Genomic DNA, 25,012 nt, shown 5'->3' with positions numbered 1-25,012 from the left:
CGATGGACCGCAAGCTCGCCCTGACAATCCAGTTCGCTGCGATGGACAAGCTGTCCGGCACAATGCGCAAGATCGTGGGCCTGGGTGACAGTGGCACCCAGGCCCTCGCCAAGATGAAGCGCGAGGCGCGTGAACTCGACGGCACGCTCAAGGATGTTCGCAGTCGCCTCGCGGCCGGTTCTATGCAGGGTGGTCTGCTCATGGCCGAACGCGAACTGGTCAAGGCGATCGAAGCTAACAACCGCGCGATCGAGCAACGCCAGCGCCTGATCGCCATTGATAACCGCGTGGGCAAGATGCACGCGAAAGCCGACTCCTATAAGTCGGCAGGGCAGGAAAACATGGTTGCGGGCGCTGGCATGGCCGCGCCAATCATCCTCGCCGGTAAAGCCGCAATGGATTTCTCCTCCGGCATGGTCGACATCCAGCAGAAGGCGGCAATGACCAACGCCGAAACGGCGAAGATGGCTGCCGGGATCATCGCCGCTGCCCGTGCCACGAACCAGATGCCAGAGGATATGCGCGCCTCTGTTGATGTCCTGTCCGGCTTCGGCATGGATCCACGGCAGGCGGCACAGCTCGCCCAGCCGATCGGTCGCCTCGGCACCGCCTTCAAGGTCGATCTCGCCGATGGCGCTGCGGCTGCCTACGCCAACGTCAACAATCTCAAGCTGTCGCTTGCCGATACTGGCAAGGCCTTCGATATTATGGCCGCTGGTGGGCTCGCCGGTGCTTTCGAAGTCAAGGACATGGCCAAACAGTTCCCGGCGCTCACGGCCCGGATGCAGGCGCTGGGCCAGACTGGCGTTCCCGCTGTGGCGGACCTGACTGCCGCACTGCAGGTGGCAATGAACACCGCTGGCAATGCCGATGAGGCCGGCAACAACATCCAGAACCTGTTGGCCAAGATCAACGCGCCATCGGTGATCAAGGCCTTCCAGAAAAACTTCGAAGTCGATCTCCCCGCCGCGATGAAGAAGTTTCAGGCGCAGGGCATGACGTCGATGGAGGCCTTTGCCATGGTCGCCAACAAGGCCACCGGCGGCGACACCAAGAAGCTGGCCTTCCTGGTTGAAGATCAACAGGCGCAGATGGCTCTGCTCGCGCTGATCCAGAACATGGACAAGTACCGGCAGATCCGGAGCGACATCTCCAATGCCGGCGGCACTGTCGATCGCGCCTTCAGTCAGCGCCAGATGAACGATGCCAGCGTTGCCTGGTCTAGTTTCAAGGGTCAGCTGCAGGGCACCGCCATCGTGCTCGGCACCAACGTCCTGCCCGCTGCCACCCAGTTCCTCGGAACCATCAATGGCATGATCGGCGGCTTCGGCGCGTGGGCGCAGGCAAACCCCCGCCTCGCCAGCGGCCTCATGACCTTTGTCGCAACGCTGGCCATGGCCCGCATCGGCTTTGGCGCCTTGCAATTCGCTTTCGGAGCGATCCTCGGGCCAATGGCCACGGCATGGGGCTGGTTCCAGAAGTATCGTGCCCTTGGCTCGATCGCCTCGGCGTTTCCGAAACTGGCGCAGGGCTTCGGGATGGTGCGTACTGCCTCAATCTTCATGGCGCAGGGCGTGATGCGCGCCGGGGCAATGATGCTGGCCAATCCGATGGTACTGGCAGTGGTCGCCATCGGTGCCGTGCTGGTCGGGGCGGGCCACCTGATCTATCGCAACTGGGACAAGATCAACGCTGCCTTCAGCGCCGGGGTCGCCTGGGTGGGTGAAAAATGGCAGGCGTTCAAGGGCGCGATTTCGAATGGCTGGTCTTCGGTCAAGGGAGCCGTTTCCAGCGGCATCTCCGCCGTATCGGATCGCTTCAAGAGCCTGCCCCCGTGGGCGCAGTGGGCGCTCGCCGCGCTCAATCCGGTGACGATGGTGGCCATGGTCGCCACCCACTGGAATCAGGTGAAAGGTGCCGTCGCCGCTGGAGGTGCCAAGATCGCGGCGGGATGGGCAGCCGTCAAAGGCGCCTTCGCCATCGGCCTCGGCTGGATCCAGCAAGGCTGGGCACTGATCCGAAGCGGGTTCAGCGCGGGGATTGCCTGGCTGGGCGCACTGCCGGGGCAGATGGTGACGATCGGCGCGCAGATCATCCAGGGACTGGTGAACGGTATCCGCGCCGCGCCCGGTGCGGTCTGGGCAGCGCTCAAGTCCATTGTCCTCGCCGGCATCACCAACATCAGGGCCTTCCTCGGCATCAAATCGCCATCCCGGCTGTTCATGGGCATCGGCGGGTTCATGACTGACGGGCTTGCCATCGGTATCGACAAGGGCAGTCGCAAGCCGCTGGGCGCAATGGCCCGGCTGGCAGCAGGAACGGCGGCTGCCTTTACCCTGCCCGCTGTGCCCGCGCTTGCCGCACCGGCCCTGCCCAACCTCGCTCCGCTGCCCCTGTCGATCGCTGCGCCCGATGCACCGCGCCTGCCAGCCATGCCCGCCCTGCGCGCCGGGATGACCATCGCACCGCCGCCCGTGCCGCGACTGCCGACCATGCCGGGCTTCTCACAGGTGCCGGTGTCAATCGCTGCGCCCGATGCTCCGCGCATGCCCGCCCTGCCTGCCCTGCACTCCGGGATGACCATCTCCCCGCCGGCAGCGCCGCGACTGCCGACTATGCCCGGCTTCTCACCGGTGCCGGTGTCAATCGCTGCGCCCGATGCACCACGCATGCCCACCCTGCCTGCGATTCGCACCGGGATGACCATCGCCCCGCCGGCACCGCCGCGACTACCGACCATGCCGGGCTTCTCGCCAGTGCCAGTGTCAATCGCTGCGCCCGATGCACCGCGCATGCCCGCCCTGCCTGCCCTGCGCTCCGGGATGACCATCGCCCCGCCGGCAGCGCCGCGACTGCCGACCATGCCGGGCTTCTCCCCGGTGCCGGTGTCAATCACTGCGCCCGATGCACCACGCATGCCCACACTGCCTGCGATTCGCACCGGGATGACCATCGCCCCGCCAGCACCGCCGCGACTGCCGACCATGCCGGGCTTCTCGCCAGTGCCGGTGTCAATCGCTGCGCCCGATGCTCCGCGCATGCCGGCCATGCCTGCCCTCCGCGCCGGCATGACCATCGCACCGCCGCCAGCGCCCCGCCTGCCGACCATGCCCGGCTTCTCACCGGTGCCGGTGTCAATCGCTGCACCCGATGCTCCGCGCCTGCCCGCCCTGCCCGCCCTCCGCGCCGGGATGACCATCGCACCGCCGCCAGCGCCCCGCTTGCCGACCATGCCCGGCTTCTCACCGGTGCCGGTGTCAATCGCTGCACCCGATGCTCCGCGCCTGCCCGCCCTGCCCGCCCTCCGCGCCGGGATGACCATCGCCCCACCAGCAGCGCCGCGCATGCCGGCATTTGCCGCACAGCGCATCTCCGCCGGGATTGATATGGCCGAGCCGCCATCGCTGCCCGGGCTGGCGGCAAAGCTGGGTCGGCTCAAACTCCCGGTTGATCTGGGCGACATTGCCGCGCCGCAACTCGGGCCGATTTCGCTCACCGTCACCCCGCGCTTTGCGGGAATGCCAGCCCTGCCGGATCCTTTGGCCTCTGCGAACCCGGTTCCCGAGAAGCGCACCCCGATGGCGCTGCCGCGCACCGCCGGGCGGCTCCGCTCGGCCTCAGGTCCGGCGAACGCCCCTGCATCCGGTGCTAACCAGCAGCAGGCCGCGCCAGCCAGTCCGGTGACGATCAACATTTACCAGCAGCCTGGCGAGGATGGCGAAGCGCTCGCGCGCCGCATCTCTGCCATGCTCCGGCAGCAGCAGGGCAACCAGCGCCGGGGAGCGTACCGCGATGAATGAGCCAGTCCTCACCATCGGCATGTTCGTCTTTGGCCTGCCGCGCATGGTCTACGATGATCTTGCCCGCCGCGCTGCCTGGCGCTGGGGCGAAAGCGAACGCTTCGGCGCCCGTGCCGCCGCGCAGTACCTCGGCCCCGGCGAAGAGACGATCTCCATTTCCGGCGTGCTGGTGCCCGAGATCGCCGGTGCTTTCAGCGATATCGAGAGCCTCCGTGAAATGGCTACCAGCGGCGAAGTATGGCCGGTGGTGCTCGGCAACGGGCAGGTGCTGGGTGATTTCCGCATCACCGCGATCGATGATCGCTGGCGCAACATCGTTGAAGGTGGCCTGCCGCGCGCGGTGGATTTCAGCGTGGAACTCAAGCGGGTCGACGCATGAAACACAACGTCCCTGATTTCAGCCTGGTGGTGGACGGGATCGATTACGCCTCCACCATCGTCCCCCGCCTGATCTCGCTCACCCTTTCGGAAAAGCTGGAAGACGGTGCCGATGAGCTGGAGATCACGCTGTCCAACCACGATGGCCAGCTCGCCCCGATCAAGCGCGGGGTTTTCGCCACTTTCAGGCTCGGATGGAAGAGCGGCCCAGATGTCACCCCGGGACTGGTCGACAAGGGCAAGTTCAAGATCGATCAGATCGTCAAGTCCGGCCCGCCCGATGTTCTGAAGATCACCGCCCGCTCCGCCGATCTCACCGGTGCCATGCGCAAGCGCAAGGACAAGGGCTGGAAGGGCAAGACCTTGCAGGACATCATCGGCGATGTTGCCAGCGCCAACGGGCTTGAGGCAAAGGTTCACGCCGATCTCGCCGGGATCCAGATCCCTTCCGCCGAACAGGCCACAAAAAGCGACATCGCCTTCGTCCGGGATCTCGGCCGGCGCTATGATGCCGTCGCCACGGTCAAGGATGGCAAGCTGCTGTTCATGCCGATCGGCAGCGATACCAACGCCGCCGGCCAGTCACTCGGCGCAATCACCCTCACCCGCAAAAGCAATGTCAGCTACAGCTTCACCATCGCCGATCGCGAAGACCACGATGGTGCCGAAGCCCAGTGGCATGACAAGGGAGAGGCACGGAAACGGACGGTCAAGCACGGCGAGGCGAAGAACCCGAAACGCATCAAGCGCAACTTCGCCAGCGAGGCCGAAGCAAAGGACGCCACCAAGGCCGAAGCCAAACGGGCCGCGCGCGGGCAGTTCACCTTCAGCTACGAGCTGGGCCTCGGCGATGCCACGATCGAGCCCAACCGCAAGGCGGTGTTGCAGGACTTCGACACCGAGATCGATGGCATCACCTGGCTGGTCAAGGAAGTGACGCACAAGCTCGAAGGGAGCGGCGGCTTCGGCACATCGATCGAGCTTGAGAGCACGAAGTAGAAGCGTCTTCTTACCTCCCTAAAAATCGCGGCATGTATCCCCTTTGCATACGTAGAACTAACCGTGTATATGATGGTGCGTGGCACAGAAACCCCTCACCACGACGCAGTTCTTTCGCCAGTTTCCTGACGACGAAACCTGCCTCAATCATCTGTTCAATGTGCGCTTCGGACAAGGCTTCGCTTGCCCGTCATGCGAGCGCCCTTCGAACTGGTATCGGATCAAGGCAGAGCGCGCCTACTCCTGCCAGTGGTGCGGCCATCACCTACACCCGACTGTAGGGACGCCGTTCGAGCAGACTCGGACGCCGCTGCAATTCTGGTTCTTTGCGATCCACCTGTTCACCACCACGCGGCACGGTGTCAGCGCCAAGGAATTGCAGCGCCAGCTTGGGGTGACCTACAAGACGGCATGGCGCATGGCCGGTTTGATCCGCCAGCACATGGCCGATGTTGACGGCGACGATATGATCGGCGGCGCTGGCACCCATGTTGAAATCGACGAAACACTGATTGGCGGAGTGAAGCGCGGCAAACACAATCGCGGATCGGCTGCAAAGACGGTCCTGATCGGCGCTATGGAGCGCGGCGGCGAAGTGGTGACGCAGGTTGTCCCGAACCAGCGCAAGGCGACCCTACAGCCCTTCGTGGAGAACAACATGGCGACCGGCGGCGTCGTCCACACCGACGAACTGAACAGCTATCGCGGCCTTGCTGTGGCGGGCTATCGTCATGCGACTGTCAACCACGGCGCGGAAGAGTATGCCTATTACGACTGGCGGCTTGCGGCGACGGTTTCGATCAATGCTATCGAAGGCTTCTGGCGGCACCTAAAATGCTCAATCCAAGGCACTCACACCAGCGTCAGCCCGAAGTATCTTGTCCGCTAGGCCAAGGAATTCGAATATCGCTTCAATCGTCGGGAGCGTCCGGAGTCCATGCTTCCAGAACTGCTTTCGACTTTCCGGCCATCGACTTCAAAGTCGCGTTGAACGCGGCTTCATCGCCGGGGGCGTCGGCTTCATGATCCTTGGCGAACTGATCCAGTTCGCCAAGCTCGCGGGCATGTCGGAGCGTACTCATTTATCCGCAGTCTGCTTAATCAAAATGTCGAGTTTCTGATCCATAACTAGCAGCTTGGCGTCCTGCGAGGCATCCGTTTCTGCTTGCTTTTCAGCCTGCCCCCTCAACAATCCAGACGCACCTACGCCACCGTCAAAACGGTCGCCACCAAATGCTAGCGCCGCAAGCAGGAGTCCGATGCCAGTTGCTACCGCGCCCCACACTGTCCCCTTCGTGGGCAGCTTGTCCAACCTTCCGTTGACGCGGGTTTCCACTGCCTCATCACGGGCGTCTACATAATCTTTCAAGGGTACCATAGGGTCCATTGGTGCTCCTCCTCGGCCACCGCCGAAGGTGGTGTTAACATAGGTCTCGCCGCCAGAATTTCCAGCAAAATCTGTATATACGACGTTTCCATCAACAATGGGCTCAGCCATCCTCACGCGCCTGCATATCGGCAAGTACGCGATTAAGGAGTTCCATTATAGCTTTGAACCCAGAATGGTCCATCGCTAGGTTCACTACATGACGTGCCTTGATGCTCTCAGCGGTGCTTGCTGCGGCGTTGGTGTCGAGGACGTTTTCAATGAACGACAGCCGAACAGAATTGGCAGCAACCGCCACCCCTTTGATCCCATCTACGATCATGGTTTCAACGTCTAGTGGCGTTGTGATGCACGGTACCTCGTTGCCCACCAAATCGACCTCTTCTCCGTCATTAGTCATTTATATCCGCCCACTTGATTCGATGCAGAACCCTGCCTTGCACTGATTTGCGAGTCAAATCCGTATGCCAAGGGGATAGACGCCAAAGCGACATTGTGAAGGCTCTGCGGTTCATAATGACGTGCCCCCTCTACTCGGCCACATCGACCAGCGAGCAGAAACTCGAAGCCTTGTTGCGGCGCTCACTGTCGCTGCAATACGCCTGCGAAGCACCGGTCCCGGGTGCCAGCTGGACCATATCGGCTGCATTGAGGATGGCGCCAGGTTCGATTGACGCCTGCGCGCTCTTGAAAGCTGCAATCGGAAAGCGGAGCGCGCCGAATTTTCGGTGGTTTTCGGATGCGGTGTCGACGAAAATGAGGGACTGGACGTACTCGACCTGCGGGCCGGATTTGACCTTGCCACTGGCAATGTCCGCTTGCAGCGCGGTCTCCAGCTTCGCGATTTCCTCGACGATGCCAGGGTGCGTGAAGGCCCCCGCCTTTATCTCGATTTCCGTCCAGACGTTGACGCCGCTGTCGGCTTGAATCTCCGTAAACCGCGCCGAAGTTGGAGCACCAGTTCCGCATGCCGCCATCAATAAAACAGTGCTTAAGATCAGTCTCTTCATTACATCGCCTCAAAGGCCAGGCGCTGCCGCATCGCATCAACCTTGCCGCTGATGATCCCCGGAATCAGGAACAGGTCGATGAAAGCCCACGGGCCGGAAATGATGAGCCCGAAGAAAGTCAGGCTGAGGATCAGCATGACAATGCCGGTGCCCGTCGCGCCGAGGTAAAACCGGTGCGCACCAAGCGGCCCCAAGAACAGGCACAGCAGGTATGCAACCCCGGTACTGGGCTTGTCGTTTGCGACGCGCTGCTCAATCAACATCCTCTGCGTATCAGACAGCCGGCCCGGCGATGGGCTTGGCGCTTGGTCCGGCGCTTGTTCACTGGCTGAAATGCTCATTATTTGCCCCTTCATTCCTCAGGCCAGGCATCGTCCGGCCACCAGTCCCGTTCTGACGTTTCAAGACCTGGCAATTCCCCTGTGACAACTGGCTCTTCGCCATCGAAGGCAATCCGGATCCATGCGCCAAAGTTCGTCGGCGCCTGAAACACCGCGCGCCATTCCCTGCCTGACTGGATCAGCGCGCCAATCCGTCCGCAGCGCTCGGCGGTGAGGTATCCGATCTGCTGGCCACGCGCCGAGAAAACCGCAACCGCTCGCGGATCGTGCGGGTTCTTCGGCTCCGGACGCAGGTCGACCCGCTCGCCGGGATCACAAAGCATCGTTTCGAATTGGCGGCTGCTGCCATTGGCATTGAGGAAGCGCCCTCCCACCACGGCAAGTGACATAGCGGGCAGCCGCGTTCGCACTGTCGCGCTCAAAGTCGCCGCACCACCGCGATGACGCGGCCGATTATGTGGAGTTCGCCATCCGTTGCCACCTGGGGCCGGACCAACGGATTGTCGCTGTGGATCTGCACCGTGCCATCTGGCATCGGGAGCAGGCGTTTGACGATCCCGATTTCACCAAAGGCCGCTGCCCATATCCCGTCGCCCATAAGCGGCTTGGTCTGGGACTTGTCGATCAGGATGACCTCACCGCTGCGAATTGTCGGCTCCATCGAATCCCCGTCGCCGATCGTCCAGACCAGATGTTCGGGGGCAGCCTTGGTGAAATTCTTCAGCCATGCCCGCGAGAACTGCCGGGGCTCCGCGTTCACATGCTCGTCGAGATATGTTCCGCCCATGCCGAAGCGAAGGTCGATCTCGTCGATCTCGACAAGGTCCGGATTGGGAGGCGGCTCCGGTTCGGCACCGCGGAAGGCTAGGCGGCTCTCCCCCGGCGTTGGACCGTCCTCGATATCGCTTTCGCCCATCAGATATTCAGGGGAAGTGCCCAGTTCCCGCGCGATTTTGTGAATGTGCTTCGAGCCTTGTGCCGGCTCCTTCGTCAGCTTCCAGATCGACGCCTGGCTTATGCCGACCCGGCGCGCGAGCTCGCTTTGCGAAATACCGCGCAGCAGCAAGAGTGCCTCTAATCGGTCGCCCCGGAACATGGGGGCGACCTTACAACCATGGTAATAATCCGCTCTAAACTTTTTCCTGTTGACTGCTCTAAAACTTTGGTTGTAATCAACAGCCATGAGTTTAGTCCTTACCCCTTACGAAGCCCTCGAAGCCGCCGTGAAAGCGATGGGTTCGCAGCAAGCCCTGGCCGACCTTTGCAAAGTTTCGCAAACGGCCGTCTGGAAATGGCTGCAAAGCTCAAAGCGCCTTCCGGCGGAGCATGTCCTGCTCGTTGAGGGTGCAACTAGCGTTTCCCGCCACTGGTTGCGCCCTGACATTTACCCGATGGGCCTCCCCGCCACCGGTGACCGCTTCTACGGCATCGATCGCCGCGTGGCAGGCCTTCGGTGATGGTCGCCGCTCCCTCTCTCCCGACGCGTGCGGTTAGGCCCCTCGCGCGTTCAACTGGCCGGACGGGCTTCCGACACACAGCCCGTCCGGCCTCTTTTTCCGGGCTATCGCAGCGCACCGGAAATGTCTCTTTCCAAACATTCGCAGTTTCGAAGCGGGGCGCAGCATGACCAAGCGCCGCGAACCCCTGACCTATCACCGCGCCCTCACCCGCGTTGCCGCCCTGATCGGGTGGGACCGCTGCGGTGCGATCTGTGGCGTAACCGAGCGCGCCGTGCGTTATTGGTCGGACCCCGATGCGGAGACCGAAATCCGCCTGATCGACGCCGAACGGCTCGACAAGGCCTACCTCGCCGCCGGCGGCGATCACGCGCCGTTCCACCGCCTCTATGCCCTGCGCCTCGATATCGCCGCTGCCCGTGAAGGACAGGTCTCGCAGCTTGCCGCGCTGGTCGCCAGCAGCGCCCGCGAAACCGGCGAGGCGATTGCCGCACTGGTCTCGGTCTCTGGCCACGATGACGATCCTGCCCTGCTCCGCGCCGCCACCGCCGAGACCGAGGAAGCCATCGAAATCCTCACACAGGCACTCGCCGCGCTGACTGACAGGGGGAACTGATCGATGTCGGGGGAAGGGTTAATCGCCAACCGCAATGGGGTCACCACCCGCTTGCGCCGAGGCACCATCGTCTGCCCAGTCTGCAACCATGACGCCGGGATACGCGACAGCGATCAGGAGACCGAGCTGGTCAAGAACCTGTGGTGCATGTGCCTCAACATCGGCTGCGGCCACACCTTCAAGATGCAGCTGTCGTTCACTTACACGATCAGCCCATCGGCAATCAGCCGGCCGGATCTGATGCTGCCCCAGGCACCGCCCGAATTCGTCCGCCACATCTACCCGGCAGGACCGCCAGCACCGCTGCCTGACCCGAACCAGCTGATCCTTTTCGATGAAGCCCAGCCCCTGCCCGGCAAGATGAACGAACCGCCTGACACCTGCGCTGCTGCTGCAGCCTGACTGCCCAAGAGCCTGCCCGAACAAGACCGGACCGATCCCTGCCGCCTCACGCGATGCGGCAGCCGGATCGTCGCAACCTGAAGACTGGAAAAACGTGGAAGCCGGATTCGCCACCAAGATCGCCGAGGCGCTGCAGAAGAAGTTCAACTTCAAAAAGCGCACCGGCAAGTACTGGCAGCAGGGCACCTGCCCCGGCTGCGGCAAGCATACGCTGTGGTGCCATTCCGAAAACCCGCGCGTCCTGAAATGCGACCGGCAGGACAACTGCGGCTATGACGACACGGTCAAATCCGTCCTGCCCGAACTGTTCGAGGACTGGACCAAGCGCGCCCCGGCGACCGAGCAAGATCCCAACGCCACCGCCGATGCCTACCTCCGGTATGAGCGCGGCCTCGATCTTACCGGCCTGCGCGGGGCCTTCAGCCAGGAATGGTTTCAGGACCGTAAGCGCAACATCGGCAGCGCCACGGTGCGCTTCGAACTGCCCGGCGGATCGTGGTGGGAACGCATCATCGATCGCCCGGGCAGGTTCGACAAGAAAGCCAACTTCAAATTCGGCGCCAGCTATGCCGGCTATTGCTGGATGCACCCGGCGGACAGCTACGAGAAGCTCGCCGAGATCGACGAAATCTGGGTGCAGGAAGGTATCTTCGATGCCTGTATGACCCGCCAGTGCTTTCCCGCCGGCGATGCCAAGGCCAAGATCGCGCTGCGCACCGCCGTTTCGGCGATGTCGACCAACAACTACCCCGAACACTTCCTCGCCGAGCTCGCTCAGGCCTGCCTGCTCAAGAGCCGCAAGGACCGCCCACGCCTGGTCTTCGCCTACGATGTCGGCCCTGCCGGGATCAAGGCATGCCGCGACCATGTGAAGCGGGCGCGCAAGGAAGGCTGGAACGCCACCGCCGCGCAGGTCCGCCCGGACGGCGAAGGCAACAAGCTCGACTGGAACGACCTCGGCCTGCGCCACATCGGCTGGAAGGACGAACCCGAAAAGGCCCCGTTCTCCGAACAGTCGCTCGACCTCTACCTGTTCAACGGCGCGGTCACAATTGCCGAGACCGCAAGGGCCAAGGCCCTGCTGATCGCCGACAAGACCAAGCTGCGCAGCTTCGAGCTCCGGTTCGGCAACAAGATCTACTGGGCCAAACAGGTCTACGACAAGGAAGCCGAAAGCAGCGACCTCGCGATCGAGGAAATCTGCAACTGCGACTTCCGGATCCTCTACCGCGAACGCGACGAAGCGGCCGACGAATCGAACTATTTCATCCGCGTCGATTTCCCCAACGCCCAGCCCACCGCCAAGGCGCGCTTCACTGCCGCCTGCTGCTCTGCCAGCGGCGAATTCAAGAAGCGTCTCTTCGCCTTCTCCGGCATGTGGAGCGGATCGCAGGAGCAGCTTGACCGGCTGATGCGCGGGCAGACCCGCACCCTCAAGACCGTCGAGCCCGTCCACGCCACCGGATATTCCGCCGCGCACAATGCCTGGGTGCTGGGCGACATCGCCGTGTCCGATGGCCGGGTCATCCCGATCAACAAGGAAAGCTACTTCGAGATCGGCCGCACTTCGGTGAAGCTGCGCACTACGGAACGGCTGCTCGGCGGAATTGTCTATGATCCCGATGCTTTCGCCGCGAGCCTCGCGCGTGGACCGGACGGCGAAGCCACATGGTTGCAGGATATCTGGACCGCATGGGGTCCGCGCGGCTTCGTCACCCTCGCCTTCTGGACCGCCAGCCTTTTTGCCCAGCAGATCCGCGCAAAGCACAAGTCGCTCGGCTTCCTCGAGATCACCGGCCCGCCGGGATCCGGCAAGTCCACCCTGATCGAGTTCCTCTGGCGGCTGTGCGGACGCGATGGCTACGAAGGCTTCGACCCATCGCAGGGCACCGCCACCGGCGCTGCGCGCAACTTTGCAAAGGTCGCCAACCTGCCCATCGTGCTGATGGAATCGAAGCGTGAAAACCAGAAGGGCAATGGCCGGCAATTCGATTATTCCGAACTGCTGACCCTCTACAACGGTCGCAGCCCCCGCGCGATCGGCGTGAAGAACAGCGGCACCGAAACCCACGAACCGCCCTTCCTCGGCTCAATCCTCCTCATGCAGAACGAACGCATCGACGCCATCGATGCCGTGCTCGAACGCCTGATGTCGTTCCCCATCGACAAAGCCGGATGGAACGAAGCCACCCGCGCCGCCGCGCTCCGGATTGAAAGCTGGCCGATCGAGCAATGCTCCGGTTTCATCGTTCACGCTGCCCGCAACGAAAAGGCATGGCTGGAAAGCTTCTTCCGCCAGTTTCCCCGCCACGAAGAGGCCATGCCGAAGCGGGTCAAGGATCTGCACAACTCGCGCGCCATCAAGTGCCACAGCCAGCTTGCCGCCGCGCTCGACGCTCTCAAGACCCTGCTGCCGGTGCGCGATGAATGGATCGCCGAGACCCGCAAGCTGATCGATTGGATGGCGCTCGATCGCCAGCAGTCCTCCGGCGCGGACCATCCGCTGGTGCGCCGCTTCTGGGAACAGGTCGAATACCTCGACAGCCTTGAAACTGACGAAGCGGAGCGCCCGCTCAACCAGCACCGCAAGGCAGAAAACGGCCTGATCGCGATCAACATGTCGCACTTCGAGGATCGCGCCCGCTCGCGCGGCCTGTCGATGATCGACATGCCCCAGCTGCACAAGCTGCTGCCCCATTCGAAAACCTACAAGTTCGTCGCCGCCAAGCCGGTGAACTGCGCGGACGGCAAGAAGCGCCACTGCTGGGTCTTCGAAAGTCCTGTCACTTCCAAACCCGTGATCTGAAGGAGGACCATCCGTGCCCCGCATCCTCACCCATGCCCGCTCGCAGACGATCCACCCGGCAGACTGTCCCTGCTGGGATTGCAGCGACGATCCGATCCTCAACCGCCGCCGTGCCCGGCAGCCCTGCACTCGCGTCTGGCTGGCCAAGGCACGCGTCGATGCGGTGCTGCTGACGCTGATCGCGGTCACCGGCCTCGCCGCCGTGATCTCCCAGTTTTGCCCCCGCTGACCAACCCCCGCGCTGAAAGGACCACCGATGAACAAGCCCGCCCAGACCACCGTCTTCGAATGCTCGAGCTGCGGTGCCAGCCACAACACCAGCAACCCGGTGATGCCCATCGGCTGGAGCAGCGCCAGCGGCATGGCCTGGTGCAACGATTGTACGGCGGCCGGCATTCCAGCGCGCGAGCTGGCTGCCGCCCGCCCTCTCCGGCGCCAGCGCCAGCGCCCGGCGATGGCAGCGTGACCGGCTCCGTGACCATTGCCAACACGGCAGAGCGCGTCACTGCCGAGCATCTGCGCGACCAGTGCGCCACCGCGCTCGAACGCCGCCGCGAATCCTACCCCGCCATGATCGCCAGCGGCTCGATCGATGAAGCCACCGCCGCCCGCGATATCGAAGGCTGGCAGATGCTCTTCCTCGAATGGACGTGGAACTGCCTGCCGCGCGGCGATGGCCAGCGGGCCATGCCCTACGCCCTCGGCATCTCCGACGCGGCGCGCGCGATCACCTGCGATGCCGTGGACCTCTCGCTCCGACGCATTCGCAGCGAGCTCTCCCGGCTTGGCGGCGGCGGTGCCCAGCGGCCCGAACTTCTCCGCCAGGAAGACGTCATCCGCACCCTGCGCCTGCACCTCGATGCGGCCCCGAATTCACAGAACAGATCGACGGAAAGGAAAGCAGCATGATTGCTCTCGGACCCAAGGATATCGCCAATGCCATCGGCACAGCCGTGCTGGTCGGCGGCATGATGCACCTCTTCGAACGGTGTCTCTCCGGCTACCTCCAGTGCCGCGCGCTGGGCTGCCTGCCCACGGGGCTGTTCTGATGGCCCGGCGCGCCACCGGTCGACGCATGGCGAGGAACGAAGCCTATCGCGAGCGGCGGGCGGAACTGGACGCCATCCGGCGCACCCGCCGCCTAACCCCGGACGAACAGGCCGAGGCCGATATCCTCGCAAACCGCGAATACCACCGCCAGTGGCGCGCCGTGAATTGCCCGCGCGTTCGCAAGCCCGGCCCACCCCGCCTTCCGCACAACCAGCGGATCGAAACGGCAGCGCGGTCATGACTGCCCCGCTCGATCTCATCGCCGCCGAACGCGCCCGTCAGGTCGAAAAGTTCGGCCACAGCCCCGAGGCGGACCGCGCCCTGCCGATCCGGCACCTGCCGCTGGAGGCGCAACGCTACCTCACCCAGGCGATCGAGGATCTGCATTTCCGGCGGGAAGGCTGGGAACAACACGCGATCCGCAAGCTCGCCCAAGCCGGTGCCCTGATCTGCGCCGCCATCGACCGCATCGAAGCCGAACAGCAACCGGGAGACCCGATTTGACCCCGTCCCAAGATATCATCGTCCAGGTCATCGGGCGCGCCCAGCAATGCGGCTGCCCCAAGGCAGGAGCGATCGAGCCTCACTCCGTTCTTGCCGGCGATCTCGGCTGGACACCCATCGACCTGCACTTCCTCGCCTTCGATCTGGAAGAAGGCTTCGGCATCGAATTCGCGACTGATGAGGAACTGTCCTGGCGCACCGTCGCCGACATCTGCCGAGCCATCGAAGCGCGGCTGAACCCGAAAACGGCGGTGGCGGCATGAAGCTCTCCCCTGTCTTTTCGCCCGAAGCGCACCAAGCCTACCGCGCTCTGCTCGACTGCAAGGTCATCCGGACCCAATTCGATCACCCTGGCTTCATCGAACTATTCGAAGCCAACATCGCTGATTGCACCCCCGCTCCTTGCGATGGTGATGAAGCCCTCGACTGGGTTTTGATCCAGTGATGGCCCGGCCTCTTCGCGTCCTGATCGGCTGCGAGCGCTCCGGCGTCGTCCGCCGGGCCTTCGAGGCGCTCGGCCATGATGCATGGTCCTGCGATATCGAACCGGCGGATGATGGCAGCAACCGGCATATCCGCGGCGATCTTCTGCAGCACCTTGACGATGGCTGGGATCTGCTCGCCGTGATGCACCCGCCCTGCACAGTGCTGTGCAATTCGGGCGCAAAATGGCTCTACATTGGCGGCAGAAAGGTCAATGGCCCCGATCCCCAGCGCTGGCGCGATCTGGGTGAGGCTGCCACCTTCTACCGCGCCGTCCGCGATCAGGGCGATATCCCCTGCCGCGCGATCGAAAACCCCGTCATGCACCGGCATGCGATCAAGGCCACCGGTCGCGGCAAAGCGCAATTCGTCCAGCCATGGTGGTTCGGCGATCCCTTTTTCAAGGCCACCGGCCTCGAACTGGTCGGCCTGCCGCCGCTCATGGCGACCAACCGACTGACACCGCCAAAGCCCGGCACCCCGGAGCACAAGGCATGGAGCGCGGTCCACCGCGAACCACCCGGCCCCGACCGCGCCCGCAAGCGCTCCCAAACCTACCCCGGCCTCGCCGCCGCAATCGCTCGCCAGTTCGGTGAAGCCGCGCAGGAAAGGATTTACGCATGGCCGCGCCGCCTGAACCTGCGTCCGTTCAAGAAACCAAACCCCACTCTCGAACGTCTCCTCGATCGTGAACTCCCCTTGTGATGCCCACCCGCGACCTTTCTCAACGCCCGCGCGCCCGGCTCCGCCAGTCAGAGGTCGACCGGATGCTGCGCGGCGCGGGCAAGGCTGGGTTCGAGGAAGTGCGCCTGACTATTGACGAGGCAGGCCGGATCGACGTTTTGTTCCGCCGCACCGCCACCGATTCGCCCATCGACGAAGACGTGCAACTCGATTGAGCAAACCCATGTCGCGCAGATGGTTGCCCCGAAACGTCACCCCCTACACCGATCGCCACGGCAAGGAGCGGTATCGATTCCGTAAGTCTGGCCTCCCGACTTATCATTTCAAGGCTCAGCCCGGCACCGAAGAATTCCGCGCCGAGCTCGCAGCCGCACTTGCCGCCGAGCCAGTGAACCCGCGCGCCGTCCAGACCAAGGCGCTGCCGTTCACCTATGACGCGCTGGTCGCCAGCTTCTACCGCACTCCCCGCTGGCAGGCGATGTCGCCTAGCAGCCAGAAAACCTATCGCGGCATCATCGAACGCTTCCGCGCGTCGAACGGAACGAAGGACGTGCGCGGAATAAAAACCGCCGCGATCGAGTCGAAGCTTGCCGCCATGGCCAGCACCCCGGCTGCCGCGAACAATCTCCGCAAAGTCCTTGCCCGTCTGCACCGCCATGCGATCAAGCTTGGCTGGCGCACTGACAACCCTGTCACCGCCACGGACGGCTTCCGCACTGGCGATGGCCACCACGCCTGGACCGAGGATGAGATCGCGCTGTACGAGGCGCGCTGGCCACTGGGCACGCGCGAGAGGCTGGCAATGGCACTCCTTCTCTACACTGCCTTGCGCCGCAGCGACATGATCCGCCTTAGCCGTCAACACCGCGTCGTGGTGAATGGCCAGCCGGTGTTCTTGATCGGACAGGTGAAGAAGGCCAGCACCAGCGGCGGCAAGCCTATCTCGATCCCGGTGATACCGCAGCTGCTCGAAGCGATAGACGCGGTAGAAACCACCGGCATCGGCACTTACCTGGTCACCGAACGCGGCACGCCTTACAAAACCGGCGACAGCTTCGGTAACTGGTTCCGCCGAAAGTCGCGGAAAGCAGGCCTGACCAACTGTTCCCCGCACGGCCTACGCAAAGCCATGGCTCGCCGCTTGGTAGAATCAGGTGCCACCCAAGACGAAGGCCGCGCGCTCACCGACCAGAGCCGGGAAATCTTCGCCCACTACTCAAAAAGCGCCGACCAGGCCCGCCTGTCGAACACCGCCGCGGGCAAGCTAGTGGCGAACCTTTCTGAAGTTCGCCAAATTAAGGACGACTAAACCGGCTTGTTTCAACGCCCTACGAAGGGCGGTGGTGGACAGGGCTGGATTCGAACCAGCGTACGCTCTCGCGGGCAGATTTACAGTCTGCTGCCATTAACCACTCGGCCACCTGTCCACACCAGAGCCTGCCGGTGACGGGTTTCCCCGTAATGTTGCCCCCGCAAGCGAGGGCTATCCGGCCGAGAGGCGCGCCAATGCCCAAGCAAGGCTTGCCTGTCAATGGGGCGACGGGCATGAGCCGCAAGGAATCTCACTGTCACGGAACATTTGGCGACATCATGAACAAGCAGGACGAAGGCCGAAAGAAAAAGGGAGCGCTTCGCGGCCGCGCTGGTCGGATGCAGGGCGGGCGCGGCAGCGGCAGGGCGAGCGCCGGGGCCGTAAGGCTCTGGGGCCGCCACGCGGTGGAAGCTGCGCTCAAGAACCCGGAGCGCAATCACCGCAAGCTGTGGGCAACCCGCGAAGGCGTCGCCTCGCTCGATGGTGAATTGCCTGCCGACTTCCCGGTGGAATGGGCGCAGCCGCTCGATCTGGCGCGGCTGGTCGCGCGCGACGCGCCGCATCAGGGTCTGGTCCTTGAATGCGACGCCCTGCCCGACGTGTACCTAGACGAAGTGCTTCACGGCGATCCATCCCGGCCGCTGGTCGTGCTCGATCAGGTCACCGACCCGCACAATGTCGGCGCAATCCTGCGCTCTGCCGCCGCGTTCAACGCCTGCGCCATCCTGACGCAGGACCGTCACGCTCCGCCAGAATCGGGCGTCGTCGCCAAGAGCGCGTCGGGCGCACTGGAAGTGGTGCCGTGGATCCGCGTAGTGAACCTGGCCCGCGCGCTGGAGGAAGTGGCCGAGGCGGGATACTGGCGCATCGGGCTTGCCGGCGAGGCGGAATCCACGCTGGCTGAAGCCCTGCCCGCCGGCCCGGTCGCACTGGTGCTTGGCGCGGAAGGCGAAGGCATGCGCCACAACGTGCAACAGCACTGCGACGCCATTGCAAGGCTGCCAATCAGCGAAGCAATGGAAAGCCTCAACGTATCGAACGCCAGCGCCATCGCACTCTACGCTGTCGCCACGCGCAGCTAACCTTTTCCTACAGGGGGATCTCAAAGTGACCATGATGAAACGCATTGGTGCAGCGGGGATCGTCGCCGCGCTTGCCCTTACGCTGTCGGCCTGCCTACTGACGCCGGGCAAATTCGTCTCGGCGCTTGACCTTCGCAAGGACGGGCAGTTCACCTTTGCCTACAAGGGCGAATTGTCGCTCTACGGCATCACGCAGTTGGCGGCGATGGACAAGGGCAACGATACCTTCAAACCGTCTGCCTGCTTCGATTATGATGCCCCGGAAGATGCGGCTGCTGACGCCGCCGCCGCCGCAGTAGAAGCTGCAGCTGACAAGCCGGGTGATGAGGCCAAGGCCACTAACGACGATACCTTTGCCGACCCCAAGGAGCGCCCCTGCACCAAGGAAGAACTTGCAGACCAGAAGGTCGCCTGGGAGCAGAACCGCAAGGAAACTGCCGAAAAGAAGAAGAAGGACCTCGAGGAGATGAAGGCCGCGCTGGGCGGGCTGGATCCCACGGATCCCAAGTCAATCGAGGAATTCGCTGCCCGCCTGCGCCGCCAGGCCGGCTGGAAGCTGGTTGCATACAAGGGCAACGGCTTGTTCGATGTCGACTATGCCATCGCCGGCAAGGCCGACCACGATTTCATTTTTCCCATCATCGAGAAGTTCCCGACCACTAACACCTTCGTACAGGTCCTGCGCCGCAGCGACGGGACGGTGCGGATCGACGCCCCGGGCTTCAACGCCAACTCCTCAGGCAATCCGATGGGACAGGCGATGGGCATGGGCATGCTGGGCGCGATGAGCAAGGGCGACATGCCCAAGCCGCCCGAAATGGACGGAGTGTTCACCGTGACCACCAACGGCCAGGTGCTTGCCAACAATACGGACGAAGGCCCGCAGGCTGATCCGGCCGGCCAGAAGCTGTCGTGGAACGTGAATGTACGATCAACCTCAGCACCGACGGCGCTGATCAAGCTCGCTAACTGAGCGCGACCGCCCGGACGGCGTCCGGGCACAGCCAGTCAAGCGACGGGGGCAAACAAAAAGGCCGTGACGGGAATACCGTCACGGCCTTTTCTATATCGTATTCAAATCGTCTCAGACGGCCCGAGGCGATGGGGCCACCCGAAACAGGAGGGTGATCAGTTCACCGCATCCTTGAGGCCCTTGCCGGCCTTGAACTTCGGCTGCGACGAAGCCTTGATCGACATCGGTTCGCCGGTGCGCGGGTTGCGGCCGGTCGAAGCCTTGCGCTTGGCAACCGAGAAGGTGCCGAAGCCGACGAGACGGACTTCATCGCCCTTCTTCAGCGCGCCCGAAATGGCGTCGAACACGCCTTCAACTGCCTTGGTGGCATCGCTACGGGTCAGGCCGCTGGCATCAGCAACTGCGCCGATCAGATCGTTCTTGTTCATTACGGGAATCCCCTACCTCTGGTTAATCTGGTGCTTCTCGGAACTCGCCTCGAAGTGCGGCGGAATTGAGCGATCTTTGGCGCCCCTGTCAAAGCGAAAGAGGCCACTTGAGACGCCATTATCCACGAAAAAACGCCAAATTTGCGCCATTACGGGGCTTGCCAAGCGCGACTTGGCGAGAATCGCCAAATTTGCGCCCGAATCGCCGCATTGCAGCAAGAATCAGCAGCTTGCGGCGATTCTGTCTCCAGACGCTTAATGTGCGGTCAGCGACGACCCCGAATGGCCCGCAACCGGCTGGCTGGCGAGGTCGTCCTGCTCGGTCCATTCGACCGGCACGAGCTTCTCGGTCAGCGCGATGGCAAGCACCTCGTCAACGTGGGAGACCGGGATGATTTCCAGCCCCTCCTTGATGTTGGCGGGAAGCTCGACAAGGTCCTTGCGGTTCTCTTCCGGGATCAGCACGATCTTGATGCCGCCGCGCAGTGCCGCCAGCAGCTTTTCCTTGAGACCGCCGATCGCCAGCACGCGCCCGCGCAGGGTAACCTCGCCGGTCATGGCGATGTCCTTGCGCACCGGAATGCCGGTCAGCGTGGAAACCATGGCGGTGACCATGCCGATGCCGGCCGATGGACCGTCCTTGGGCACGGCGCCTTCCGGCAAGTGGATGTGCAGGTCCTTGCGGTTGAAGATCGAGGGGCGGATGCCATAGGCCGGCGCCCGCGCCTTCACGAAGCTGAAGGCCATCTGCACGCCTTCGCTCATCACTTCGCCCAACTTGCCGGTGGTCCGGACCGCGCCCTTGCCGGGAACGGTGACACTTTCGATGGTCAGCAGTTCGCCGCCCACTTCTGTCCAGGCAAGACCGGTGACAGCACCCACCTGGTGCTCTTCCTCGCCAACGCCAAAGCGGTACTTCCGCACGCCGGCGAAATCGGCGAGGTTTTCCGGCGTAATCGTCACTGACGTGACCTTACCCTCAAGTATCTGCCGCAGGCTCTTGCGCGCCAGCCGCGCGATCTCACGCTCCAGCGTGCGAACGCCCGCCTCGCGCGTGTAATAGCGGATCAGGTCGCGCAGGCCTTCGGTGGTCAGGGTGAACTCGCCCTTGGTCAGCCCGTGCGCCTCAACCTGCTTTTCAACGAGGTGGCGCTCGGCGATCTCGACCTTCTCGTCCTCGGTATAGCCTTCGAGCCGGATGATCTCCATGCGGTCGAGCAGCGGCTGCGGCAGGTTCAGGCTGTTCGCCGTGCAGACGAACATCACGTCCGACAGGTCGAAATCAACCTCAAGATAGTGGTCCTGGAACTTGGCGTTCTGTTCGGGATCGAGCACTTCGAGCAGCGCCGATGCCGGATCGCCGCGATAGTCCTGACCCAGCTTGTCAATCTCGTCGAGCAGGAACAGCGGGTTGCTGGCTCCGGCCTTCTTGAGGTTGGTGACGATCTTGCCCGGCAGCGATCCGATATAGGTGCGGCGGTGGCCGCGAATCTCGGCCTCGTCGCGCACGCCGCCCAGCGACTGGCGGATGAATTCGCGCCCTGTCGCCTTGGCAATCGACTTGCCGAGGCTTGTCTTGCCCACGCCCGGAGGGCCGACGAGGCACAGGATCGGTCCTTTCAGCTTGTTTGTGCGCGCCTGCACCGCGAGATACTCGACGATGCGGTCCTTGACCTTTTCCAGTGCATAGTGATCGGCATCGAGCACGGCCTGCGCCTTGCCAATGTCCCGCTTCAGCTTCGACTTCTTGCCCCAGGGCAGGCCGAGCAGCACGTCGAGGTAATTGCGCACGACAGTCGCTTCTGCGCTCATCGGCTGCATCGACTTGAGCTTCTTGAGCTCGGCCTGCGCCTTGGCGCGGGCTTCCTTCGACAGCTTGAGCGTGTCGATCTTTGCCTGCAGTTCGGCAATCTCGTTGGTTTCTTCGCCGTCACCGCCGCCCAGTTCGTTCTGGATCGCCTTGAGCTGTTCGTTGAGGTAATATTCGCGCTGGGTCTTTTCCATCTGGCGCTTCACGCGGCCGCGGATCTTGCGCTCCACCTGCAGCACGCCCAGCTCCCCTTCCATGATGGCGAGCACCATTTCCAGCCGCTTGACCGGATCTTCCTCGGACAGCAGTGCTTGCTTGTCAGCCACCTTGGCGCCGATCTGGGCGGCGACGCCGTCGGCCAGCAGCGCCGGGTCGGTGATTTCGGCAAAATTGGTGCCGGCATCGGCCGACAGCTTCTTGTTGAGCTTGGCATATTCGCCGAACTGATCGACGACCGAGCGCATCATCGCGGTCGCTTCGGTGCTGGCCACCGGCTCGGCGACGATCTTCTTGACCTGAGCGATCATCAGGTCGCCATCTTCACCGATCCGCTCAAGGTGGGCGCGCTGCTGGCCTTCGACCAGCACCCGGACGGTGCCATCGGGCAGCTTGAGCAATTGCAGCACCGTGGCGATCACGCCGAGGTCATAGAGGTCCTCTTCCGCCGGATCGTCGCAGCCGGGATCAAGCTGGGCGACAAGGAAGATGTCCTTGTTGCCAGACATCGCCGCTTCCAGCGCGGCGACAGACTTTTCGCGGCCAACGAACAGCGGCACGACCATGCCGGGGAACACGACGATATCGCGCAGGGGAAGCAGGGGGAGAAGTGTCATTTTCATATCCATATCTATGCGGCACCAGTCGTGAACCGGGCCTTTGTTGCCAGATATGGGATCGCCCTGCCTTCAGCGCAATGCCGCAGCGGACTTGGCTTGTGGAAGTTCGGAATCTCAGGCCAGCGGCGGTGCAAGTGTCCATGCCAGACCAAGAAGACCCGTCGCAAATAGCACGCCGCCGCCGCATTGGGCCGCCAGCGCGAGCTGCTTGTCCTTGGGCTGAGGCATGAGGCCGAGCACAAATAGTCCGCCCATCATGGCGAGGAAGCAAATACCAGTCATTGAACACACTCCGGTGGGAGCCATGTCAATGCGCCGACTTAGTGAAGGCTGGGTAAATCTGCGGGGTTTCTAATTGTAAACTTTAATTATTTTCCATTGTACGCGGCCTTTTGCGTGGGCCCACACGGTCGCTGAAAATTCGTGACACAGCGACCTTGGCCGCGGATGCTGCCAAGACCAGCCAGGAATCCTCAACGGAAATGCGATCTTAGGTCAGCCCATACCCGGCAGCTTGAAGCCCGGCGGCAGGCCCATGCCGCCCTGAATGCGCTCCATCTCCGCACCGCTGGCGGCATCCGCCTTGACCCGCGCATCGTTGAACGCGGCAGCGATCAGGTCTTCGAGCATCTGCTTCTCGCTGGCCGCCATCAGGCTGTCATCAATGGCAACGCCGATGATGCGGCCCTTGGCGGTGCAGCGAATCTTGACCAGCCCGCCGCCCGACACACCCTCAACCTCGATGGTATCGAGCTTGGTCTGGGCTTCGGTCATCTGCTTCTGGATGGTCTCGGCGGCAGCCTGCGCGGCCTTGAGCATCTCTTCCATCGACTTCATGCGTAACGGCTCCGGTTTGCATAGCCCTTGTCCTGGGGCTTTTCATCTTCGACAAATTCGGCCCCGGGGAATGCCTGGAGCACGGCTTCGACCAGCGGCGAGGCGCGCATGGCCTTGTCTTCCGCTTCGCGCACGGCCTGCGCCAATTCGCGCAGCGACGGCATGGCATCACCTTCGCCCCGGGTGACTTCCCAGCGCTCGCCAGTGGCGCGCAGCAGGCCGTCACGCAATTCGGGGGTGGGATCGCCCGGATAGCCCTCGGCCAGCGCATAGGTCAGCGAAAGTGGCGCGATGGCGATGATCCGCACCCAGTCGCGCATGATCTGCGAAATGCGCAGCTGGCCGCTGTGTTCGACGCGGTCACACAGGGCGCTCCAGTCGACCGAAGCCGGAGGTACTGCAGGCGCAGTAGTGGTGGGCACGACAGAATTGGCCGGAGCCGGCGAGGATAGGGCAGCCCCGCCCTTCGCGATCGCTTCCTCAAGGTGGCGCGCCAGTGTGCCGGGATCGGGCAAATCGGAGGCGTGCATCACGCGCAGCAGCGCCATTTGGGCCGAAGCCAGCGGATCGGGCGCTTGCCGCACCTCGTCATGGCCTTTGAGCAGCAATTGCCACAAGCGGTGCAATTGTCCCGCCGAAAGCGCCCGCGCCCATTCGTCAATCGCAGCGCGTTCTTCGGGCGACACCCCGTCCGCGCCGCTGCGACCGACTTGCGCGACGGTAATCCGGTGGACGAGGTCCATTTGCGAACGCATCAGCGCCAATGGTTCCACCCCGAAGGCAAACTGCGCGTCGATCAGATCGAGAAGCCCGTTCGAATCGCCTGACAGGAGCGCGGACAGCAAGCGGCGCTGCGCGGATTTGTCGGCGAGGCCGAGCATATCCTGCACCTGATCGGGCGTCACTCGGCCAGAACCGCCCATATCGGCATGGGCGATCGCCTGATCGAGGATCGACAAGCCATCGCGCACTGAACCTTCGGCAGCGGCGGCGATCATCGAAAGTGCCTCCGAATCGGCGGCGACTCCTTCTGCCTGACAGACCCGGCCGAAGTGTTCGGTGAGCAGCGGCGCGGAAATGCGGCGCAGGTCGAAGCGCTGGCAGCGGCTGAGCACGGTGACTGGCAGCTTGTCGACTTCGGTGGTTGCGAAGAGGAACTTCACATGCGCCGGTGGTTCCTCAAGTGTCTTGAGCAAAGCATTGAATGCATTGCGCGACAGCATGTGAACTTCGTCGATGATGTAGATCTTGTAGCGCGCCGAGACGGCGGCATAGCGCACCGCCTCGATGATCTCGCGGACATCATCCACGCCGGTATGGCTGGCGGCGTCCATCTCGATCACGTCGATGTGGCGGCCCTCTGCAATGGCAATGCAAGGCTCACACACGCCGCATGGATCGATGGTGGGACCGCCCTGCCCGTCCGGCCCAATGCAGTTGAGCGCCTTGGCGATCAGGCGGGCGGTGGAAGTCTTGCCCACCCCGCGCACGCCGGTCATCAGGAAGGCATGGGCGAGCCGGTCGCGCCGGATCGCATTGGCCAGCGTCTGCACCATCGCGTCCTGCCCGATCAGCTCGGCAAATGTCTGCGGACGATACTTGCGCGCGAGCACGCGATAGGGCTGCGCGGGGCTGGTGGCAGGCGCATTGGTCGCTGGAGCAGTTGCTACCTCAACCGGCGGCGGAGCAACCGGTTCTGGCGCACCGAACATCGATTCCTGACCGGCAGCCTCAAGCTCGGCAGCGCTGGGCGCGGCTTCGCCTTCAGGTTCGTCGCCAAAGATGTCGGGGGAATCATTCATCGCCACCTGATTAGG

33 protein-coding genes and 1 tRNA gene are annotated in these 25,012 nt (G+C 63.4%); 21 read left to right on the top strand and 13 right to left on the bottom strand.

Annotated features, from left to right (window positions below; genetic code table 11):
• Positions 1–2 precede the first annotated feature (2 nt).
• From WG900_RS01910 to WG900_RS01895, 4 genes are all read left to right on the top strand, one after another.
• The gene (locus WG900_RS01910; protein WP_339964269.1) at positions 3–3,800 is read left to right on the top strand and encodes a phage tail tape measure protein; all 3,798 of its coding nucleotides are present in this window, start codon (positions 3–5) and stop codon (positions 3,798–3,800) included.
• On the top strand, positions 3,793–4,179 hold the full coding sequence (locus WG900_RS01905) for a phage tail protein (RefSeq protein WP_339964268.1): 387 nt from the start codon (positions 3,793–3,795) through the stop codon (positions 4,177–4,179). Before WG900_RS01910 ends, WG900_RS01905 begins: the two co-directional genes overlap by 8 nt.
• Entirely contained in the window at positions 4,176–5,177 is a 1,002-nt protein-coding gene (locus tag WG900_RS01900) for a contractile injection system protein, VgrG/Pvc8 family (RefSeq protein WP_339964267.1), read from the top strand. Before WG900_RS01905 ends, WG900_RS01900 begins: the two co-directional genes overlap by 4 nt.
• 79 nt (positions 5,178–5,256) lie before the next feature.
• Entirely contained in the window at positions 5,257–6,066 is an 810-nt protein-coding gene (locus WG900_RS01895; RefSeq protein WP_339964265.1) for an IS1595 family transposase, read from the top strand.
• A 22-nt stretch (positions 6,067–6,088) separates the two neighbouring features.
• Here WG900_RS01895 and WG900_RS01890 read toward each other — a convergent pair whose 3' ends face one another.
• The 7 genes from WG900_RS01890 to WG900_RS01860 form a co-directional block, all read right to left on the bottom strand.
• Entirely contained in the window at positions 6,089–6,259 is a 171-nt protein-coding gene (locus tag WG900_RS01890) for a hypothetical protein (RefSeq protein ID WP_339964264.1), read from the bottom strand.
• Positions 6,256–6,675, bottom strand: coding sequence for a hypothetical protein (locus WG900_RS01885; protein ID WP_339964263.1), 420 nt, complete (start codon positions 6,673–6,675; stop codon positions 6,256–6,258). Before WG900_RS01885 ends, WG900_RS01890 begins: the two co-directional genes overlap by 4 nt.
• The gene (locus WG900_RS01880; RefSeq protein ID WP_339964262.1) at positions 6,668–6,964 is read right to left on the bottom strand and encodes a hypothetical protein; all 297 of its coding nucleotides are present in this window, start codon (positions 6,962–6,964) and stop codon (positions 6,668–6,670) included. Before WG900_RS01880 ends, WG900_RS01885 begins: the two co-directional genes overlap by 8 nt.
• A gap of 130 nt (positions 6,965–7,094) precedes the next feature.
• The gene (locus tag WG900_RS01875) at positions 7,095–7,574 is read right to left on the bottom strand and encodes a hypothetical protein (protein WP_339964261.1); all 480 of its coding nucleotides are present in this window, start codon (positions 7,572–7,574) and stop codon (positions 7,095–7,097) included.
• Positions 7,574–7,915 carry a TM2 domain-containing protein gene (locus WG900_RS01870; protein ID WP_339964260.1) on the bottom strand — a complete coding sequence of 114 codons (342 nt, stop codon included), beginning with the start codon at positions 7,913–7,915 and terminating at the stop codon, positions 7,574–7,576. The genes WG900_RS01875 and WG900_RS01870 overlap by 1 nt, the downstream gene beginning before the upstream one ends.
• A gap of 11 nt (positions 7,916–7,926) precedes the next feature.
• Complete coding sequence (locus WG900_RS01865; RefSeq protein ID WP_339964258.1) at positions 7,927–8,304, bottom strand: HIRAN domain-containing protein; 378 nt, start codon at positions 8,302–8,304, stop codon at positions 7,927–7,929.
• Between the two features lie 29 nt (positions 8,305–8,333).
• Positions 8,334–9,098 carry an XRE family transcriptional regulator gene (locus WG900_RS01860; RefSeq protein ID WP_339964257.1) on the bottom strand — a complete coding sequence of 255 codons (765 nt, stop codon included), beginning with the start codon at positions 9,096–9,098 and terminating at the stop codon, positions 8,334–8,336.
• Here WG900_RS01860 and WG900_RS01855 point away from each other — a divergent pair.
• The 15 genes from WG900_RS01855 (at position 9,097) to WG900_RS01785 (ending at position 17,226) form a co-directional block, all read left to right on the top strand.
• Complete coding sequence (locus tag WG900_RS01855; protein WP_339964256.1) at positions 9,097–9,372, top strand: transcriptional regulator; 276 nt, start codon at positions 9,097–9,099, stop codon at positions 9,370–9,372. The genes WG900_RS01860 and WG900_RS01855 overlap by 2 nt on opposite strands.
• Before the next feature lie 166 nt (positions 9,373–9,538).
• Entirely contained in the window at positions 9,539–9,988 is a 450-nt protein-coding gene (locus tag WG900_RS01850) for a hypothetical protein (RefSeq protein WP_339964255.1), read from the top strand.
• Between the two features lie 3 nt (positions 9,989–9,991).
• Positions 9,992–10,390, top strand: a complete 399-nt coding sequence (locus tag WG900_RS01845; RefSeq protein ID WP_339964254.1) for an Ogr/Delta-like zinc finger protein — start codon at positions 9,992–9,994, stop codon at positions 10,388–10,390.
• 94 nt (positions 10,391–10,484) lie between these two features.
• Positions 10,485–13,196, top strand: coding sequence for a toprim domain-containing protein (locus WG900_RS01840; RefSeq protein ID WP_339964253.1), 2,712 nt, complete (start codon positions 10,485–10,487; stop codon positions 13,194–13,196).
• Positions 13,197–13,209: 13 nt separating this feature from the next.
• Positions 13,210–13,425, top strand: a complete 216-nt coding sequence (locus tag WG900_RS01835; RefSeq protein WP_339964252.1) for a hypothetical protein — start codon at positions 13,210–13,212, stop codon at positions 13,423–13,425.
• 27 nt (positions 13,426–13,452) lie between these two features.
• Positions 13,453–13,662: a hypothetical protein gene (locus WG900_RS01830; protein WP_339964251.1), complete on the top strand. Its 210-nt coding sequence runs from the start codon at positions 13,453–13,455 to the stop codon at positions 13,660–13,662.
• Positions 13,659–14,105: a hypothetical protein gene (locus WG900_RS01825; RefSeq protein WP_339964250.1), complete on the top strand. Its 447-nt coding sequence runs from the start codon at positions 13,659–13,661 to the stop codon at positions 14,103–14,105. The genes WG900_RS01830 and WG900_RS01825 overlap by 4 nt, the downstream gene beginning before the upstream one ends.
• Positions 14,102–14,245 carry a hypothetical protein gene (locus WG900_RS01820; RefSeq protein ID WP_339964249.1) on the top strand — a complete coding sequence of 48 codons (144 nt, stop codon included), beginning with the start codon at positions 14,102–14,104 and terminating at the stop codon, positions 14,243–14,245. The genes WG900_RS01825 and WG900_RS01820 overlap by 4 nt, the downstream gene beginning before the upstream one ends.
• Entirely contained in the window at positions 14,245–14,487 is a 243-nt protein-coding gene (locus WG900_RS01815; RefSeq protein ID WP_339964248.1) for a hypothetical protein, read from the top strand. The genes WG900_RS01820 and WG900_RS01815 overlap by 1 nt, the downstream gene beginning before the upstream one ends.
• Positions 14,484–14,750 (top strand): hypothetical protein, encoded by a 267-nt coding sequence (locus tag WG900_RS01810; protein WP_339964247.1) that lies wholly within the window; start codon positions 14,484–14,486, stop codon positions 14,748–14,750. Before WG900_RS01815 ends, WG900_RS01810 begins: the two co-directional genes overlap by 4 nt.
• Positions 14,747–15,013: an acyl carrier protein gene (locus tag WG900_RS01805; RefSeq protein WP_339964246.1), complete on the top strand. Its 267-nt coding sequence runs from the start codon at positions 14,747–14,749 to the stop codon at positions 15,011–15,013. Before WG900_RS01810 ends, WG900_RS01805 begins: the two co-directional genes overlap by 4 nt.
• Positions 15,010–15,195, top strand: a complete 186-nt coding sequence (locus WG900_RS01800; protein ID WP_339964244.1) for a hypothetical protein — start codon at positions 15,010–15,012, stop codon at positions 15,193–15,195. Before WG900_RS01805 ends, WG900_RS01800 begins: the two co-directional genes overlap by 4 nt.
• On the top strand, positions 15,195–15,938 hold the full coding sequence (locus WG900_RS01795) for a hypothetical protein (protein ID WP_339964242.1): 744 nt from the start codon (positions 15,195–15,197) through the stop codon (positions 15,936–15,938). The genes WG900_RS01800 and WG900_RS01795 overlap by 1 nt, the downstream gene beginning before the upstream one ends.
• Positions 15,938–16,132 (top strand): hypothetical protein, encoded by a 195-nt coding sequence (locus WG900_RS01790; protein WP_339964240.1) that lies wholly within the window; start codon positions 15,938–15,940, stop codon positions 16,130–16,132. Before WG900_RS01795 ends, WG900_RS01790 begins: the two co-directional genes overlap by 1 nt.
• 173 nt (positions 16,133–16,305) lie before the next feature.
• Positions 16,306–17,226 (top strand): tyrosine-type recombinase/integrase, encoded by a 921-nt coding sequence (locus tag WG900_RS01785; protein ID WP_339964239.1) that lies wholly within the window; start codon positions 16,306–16,308, stop codon positions 17,224–17,226.
• Between the two features lie 32 nt (positions 17,227–17,258).
• Here the strand turns inward: WG900_RS01785 and WG900_RS01780 are convergent.
• Positions 17,259–17,344: transfer RNA gene (locus WG900_RS01780), tRNA-Tyr, on the bottom strand.
• A 118-nt stretch (positions 17,345–17,462) separates the two neighbouring features.
• Between WG900_RS01780 and WG900_RS01775 the strand changes: the two genes are divergently transcribed.
• Complete coding sequence (locus WG900_RS01775) at positions 17,463–18,311, top strand: TrmH family RNA methyltransferase (RefSeq protein ID WP_339964238.1); 849 nt, start codon at positions 17,463–17,465, stop codon at positions 18,309–18,311.
• A 31-nt stretch (positions 18,312–18,342) separates the two neighbouring features.
• A complete protein-coding gene (locus WG900_RS01770; RefSeq protein WP_339965303.1) occupies positions 18,343–19,284 on the top strand; it encodes a hypothetical protein in 942 nt (313 codons plus the stop codon).
• 155 nt (positions 19,285–19,439) lie between these two features.
• Here WG900_RS01770 and WG900_RS01765 read toward each other — a convergent pair whose 3' ends face one another.
• From WG900_RS01765 to WG900_RS01745, 5 genes are all read right to left on the bottom strand, one after another.
• Positions 19,440–19,712, bottom strand: a complete 273-nt coding sequence (locus tag WG900_RS01765) for an HU family DNA-binding protein (RefSeq protein WP_264416353.1) — start codon at positions 19,710–19,712, stop codon at positions 19,440–19,442.
• Between the two features lie 255 nt (positions 19,713–19,967).
• The gene (gene lon, locus WG900_RS01760; RefSeq protein WP_417596689.1) at positions 19,968–22,361 is read right to left on the bottom strand and encodes an endopeptidase La; all 2,394 of its coding nucleotides are present in this window, start codon (positions 22,359–22,361) and stop codon (positions 19,968–19,970) included.
• 111 nt (positions 22,362–22,472) lie between these two features.
• On the bottom strand, positions 22,473–22,640 hold the full coding sequence (locus WG900_RS01755) for a hypothetical protein (protein ID WP_339964235.1): 168 nt from the start codon (positions 22,638–22,640) through the stop codon (positions 22,473–22,475).
• 213 nt (positions 22,641–22,853) lie between these two features.
• A complete protein-coding gene (locus tag WG900_RS01750) occupies positions 22,854–23,195 on the bottom strand; it encodes a YbaB/EbfC family nucleoid-associated protein (protein ID WP_339964233.1) in 342 nt (113 codons plus the stop codon).
• Positions 23,192–24,997, bottom strand: a complete 1,806-nt coding sequence (locus WG900_RS01745) for a DNA polymerase III subunit gamma/tau (RefSeq protein WP_339964232.1) — start codon at positions 24,995–24,997, stop codon at positions 23,192–23,194. The genes WG900_RS01750 and WG900_RS01745 overlap by 4 nt, the downstream gene beginning before the upstream one ends.
• Positions 24,998–25,012 lie beyond the last annotated feature (15 nt).

The organism is Novosphingobium aquae, assembly GCF_037572715.1.
GTDB lineage: Bacteria > Pseudomonadota > Alphaproteobacteria > Sphingomonadales > Sphingomonadaceae > Novosphingobium > Novosphingobium aquae.
The sequence above is the reverse complement of the archived record's forward strand: the minus strand, read 5'-3'. Positions and strand labels throughout refer to the sequence as shown.

Coding starts and splice junctions, on each gene's coding strand:
- WG900_RS01910 (WP_339964269.1), top strand. CDS start 3: ATGGACCGCAAGCTCGCCCTGACAATCCAGTTCGCTGCGATGGACAAG.
- WG900_RS01905 (WP_339964268.1), top strand. CDS start 3,793: ATGAATGAGCCAGTCCTCACCATCGGCATGTTCGTCTTTGGCCTGCCG.
- WG900_RS01900 (WP_339964267.1), top strand. CDS start 4,176: ATGAAACACAACGTCCCTGATTTCAGCCTGGTGGTGGACGGGATCGAT.
- WG900_RS01890 (WP_339964264.1), bottom strand. CDS start 6,259: ATGAGTACGCTCCGACATGCCCGCGAGCTTGGCGAACTGGATCAGTTC.
- WG900_RS01885 (WP_339964263.1), bottom strand. CDS start 6,675: ATGGCTGAGCCCATTGTTGATGGAAACGTCGTATATACAGATTTTGCT.
- WG900_RS01880 (WP_339964262.1), bottom strand. CDS start 6,964: ATGACTAATGACGGAGAAGAGGTCGATTTGGTGGGCAACGAGGTACCG.
- WG900_RS01875 (WP_339964261.1), bottom strand. CDS start 7,574: ATGAAGAGACTGATCTTAAGCACTGTTTTATTGATGGCGGCATGCGGA.
- WG900_RS01870 (WP_339964260.1), bottom strand. CDS start 7,915: ATGAGCATTTCAGCCAGTGAACAAGCGCCGGACCAAGCGCCAAGCCCA.
- WG900_RS01865 (WP_339964258.1), bottom strand. CDS start 8,304: ATGTCACTTGCCGTGGTGGGAGGGCGCTTCCTCAATGCCAATGGCAGC.
- WG900_RS01855 (WP_339964256.1), top strand. CDS start 9,097: ATGAGTTTAGTCCTTACCCCTTACGAAGCCCTCGAAGCCGCCGTGAAA.
- WG900_RS01860 (WP_339964257.1), bottom strand. CDS start 9,098: ATGGCTGTTGATTACAACCAAAGTTTTAGAGCAGTCAACAGGAAAAAG.
- WG900_RS01850 (WP_339964255.1), top strand. CDS start 9,539: ATGACCAAGCGCCGCGAACCCCTGACCTATCACCGCGCCCTCACCCGC.
- WG900_RS01845 (WP_339964254.1), top strand. CDS start 9,992: ATGTCGGGGGAAGGGTTAATCGCCAACCGCAATGGGGTCACCACCCGC.
- WG900_RS01830 (WP_339964251.1), top strand. CDS start 13,453: ATGAACAAGCCCGCCCAGACCACCGTCTTCGAATGCTCGAGCTGCGGT.
- WG900_RS01820 (WP_339964249.1), top strand. CDS start 14,102: ATGATTGCTCTCGGACCCAAGGATATCGCCAATGCCATCGGCACAGCC.
- WG900_RS01815 (WP_339964248.1), top strand. CDS start 14,245: ATGGCCCGGCGCGCCACCGGTCGACGCATGGCGAGGAACGAAGCCTAT.
- WG900_RS01810 (WP_339964247.1), top strand. CDS start 14,484: ATGACTGCCCCGCTCGATCTCATCGCCGCCGAACGCGCCCGTCAGGTC.
- WG900_RS01800 (WP_339964244.1), top strand. CDS start 15,010: ATGAAGCTCTCCCCTGTCTTTTCGCCCGAAGCGCACCAAGCCTACCGC.
- WG900_RS01795 (WP_339964242.1), top strand. CDS start 15,195: ATGGCCCGGCCTCTTCGCGTCCTGATCGGCTGCGAGCGCTCCGGCGTC.
- WG900_RS01790 (WP_339964240.1), top strand. CDS start 15,938: ATGCCCACCCGCGACCTTTCTCAACGCCCGCGCGCCCGGCTCCGCCAG.
- WG900_RS01775 (WP_339964238.1), top strand. CDS start 17,463: ATGAGCCGCAAGGAATCTCACTGTCACGGAACATTTGGCGACATCATG.
- WG900_RS01770 (WP_339965303.1), top strand. CDS start 18,343: ATGATGAAACGCATTGGTGCAGCGGGGATCGTCGCCGCGCTTGCCCTT.
- WG900_RS01765 (WP_264416353.1), bottom strand. CDS start 19,712: ATGAACAAGAACGATCTGATCGGCGCAGTTGCTGATGCCAGCGGCCTG.
- lon (WP_417596689.1), bottom strand. CDS start 22,361: ATGAAAATGACACTTCTCCCCCTGCTTCCCCTGCGCGATATCGTCGTG.
- WG900_RS01755 (WP_339964235.1), bottom strand. CDS start 22,640: ATGACTGGTATTTGCTTCCTCGCCATGATGGGCGGACTATTTGTGCTC.
- WG900_RS01750 (WP_339964233.1), bottom strand. CDS start 23,195: ATGAAGTCGATGGAAGAGATGCTCAAGGCCGCGCAGGCTGCCGCCGAG.
- WG900_RS01745 (WP_339964232.1), bottom strand. CDS start 24,997: ATGAATGATTCCCCCGACATCTTTGGCGACGAACCTGAAGGCGAAGCC.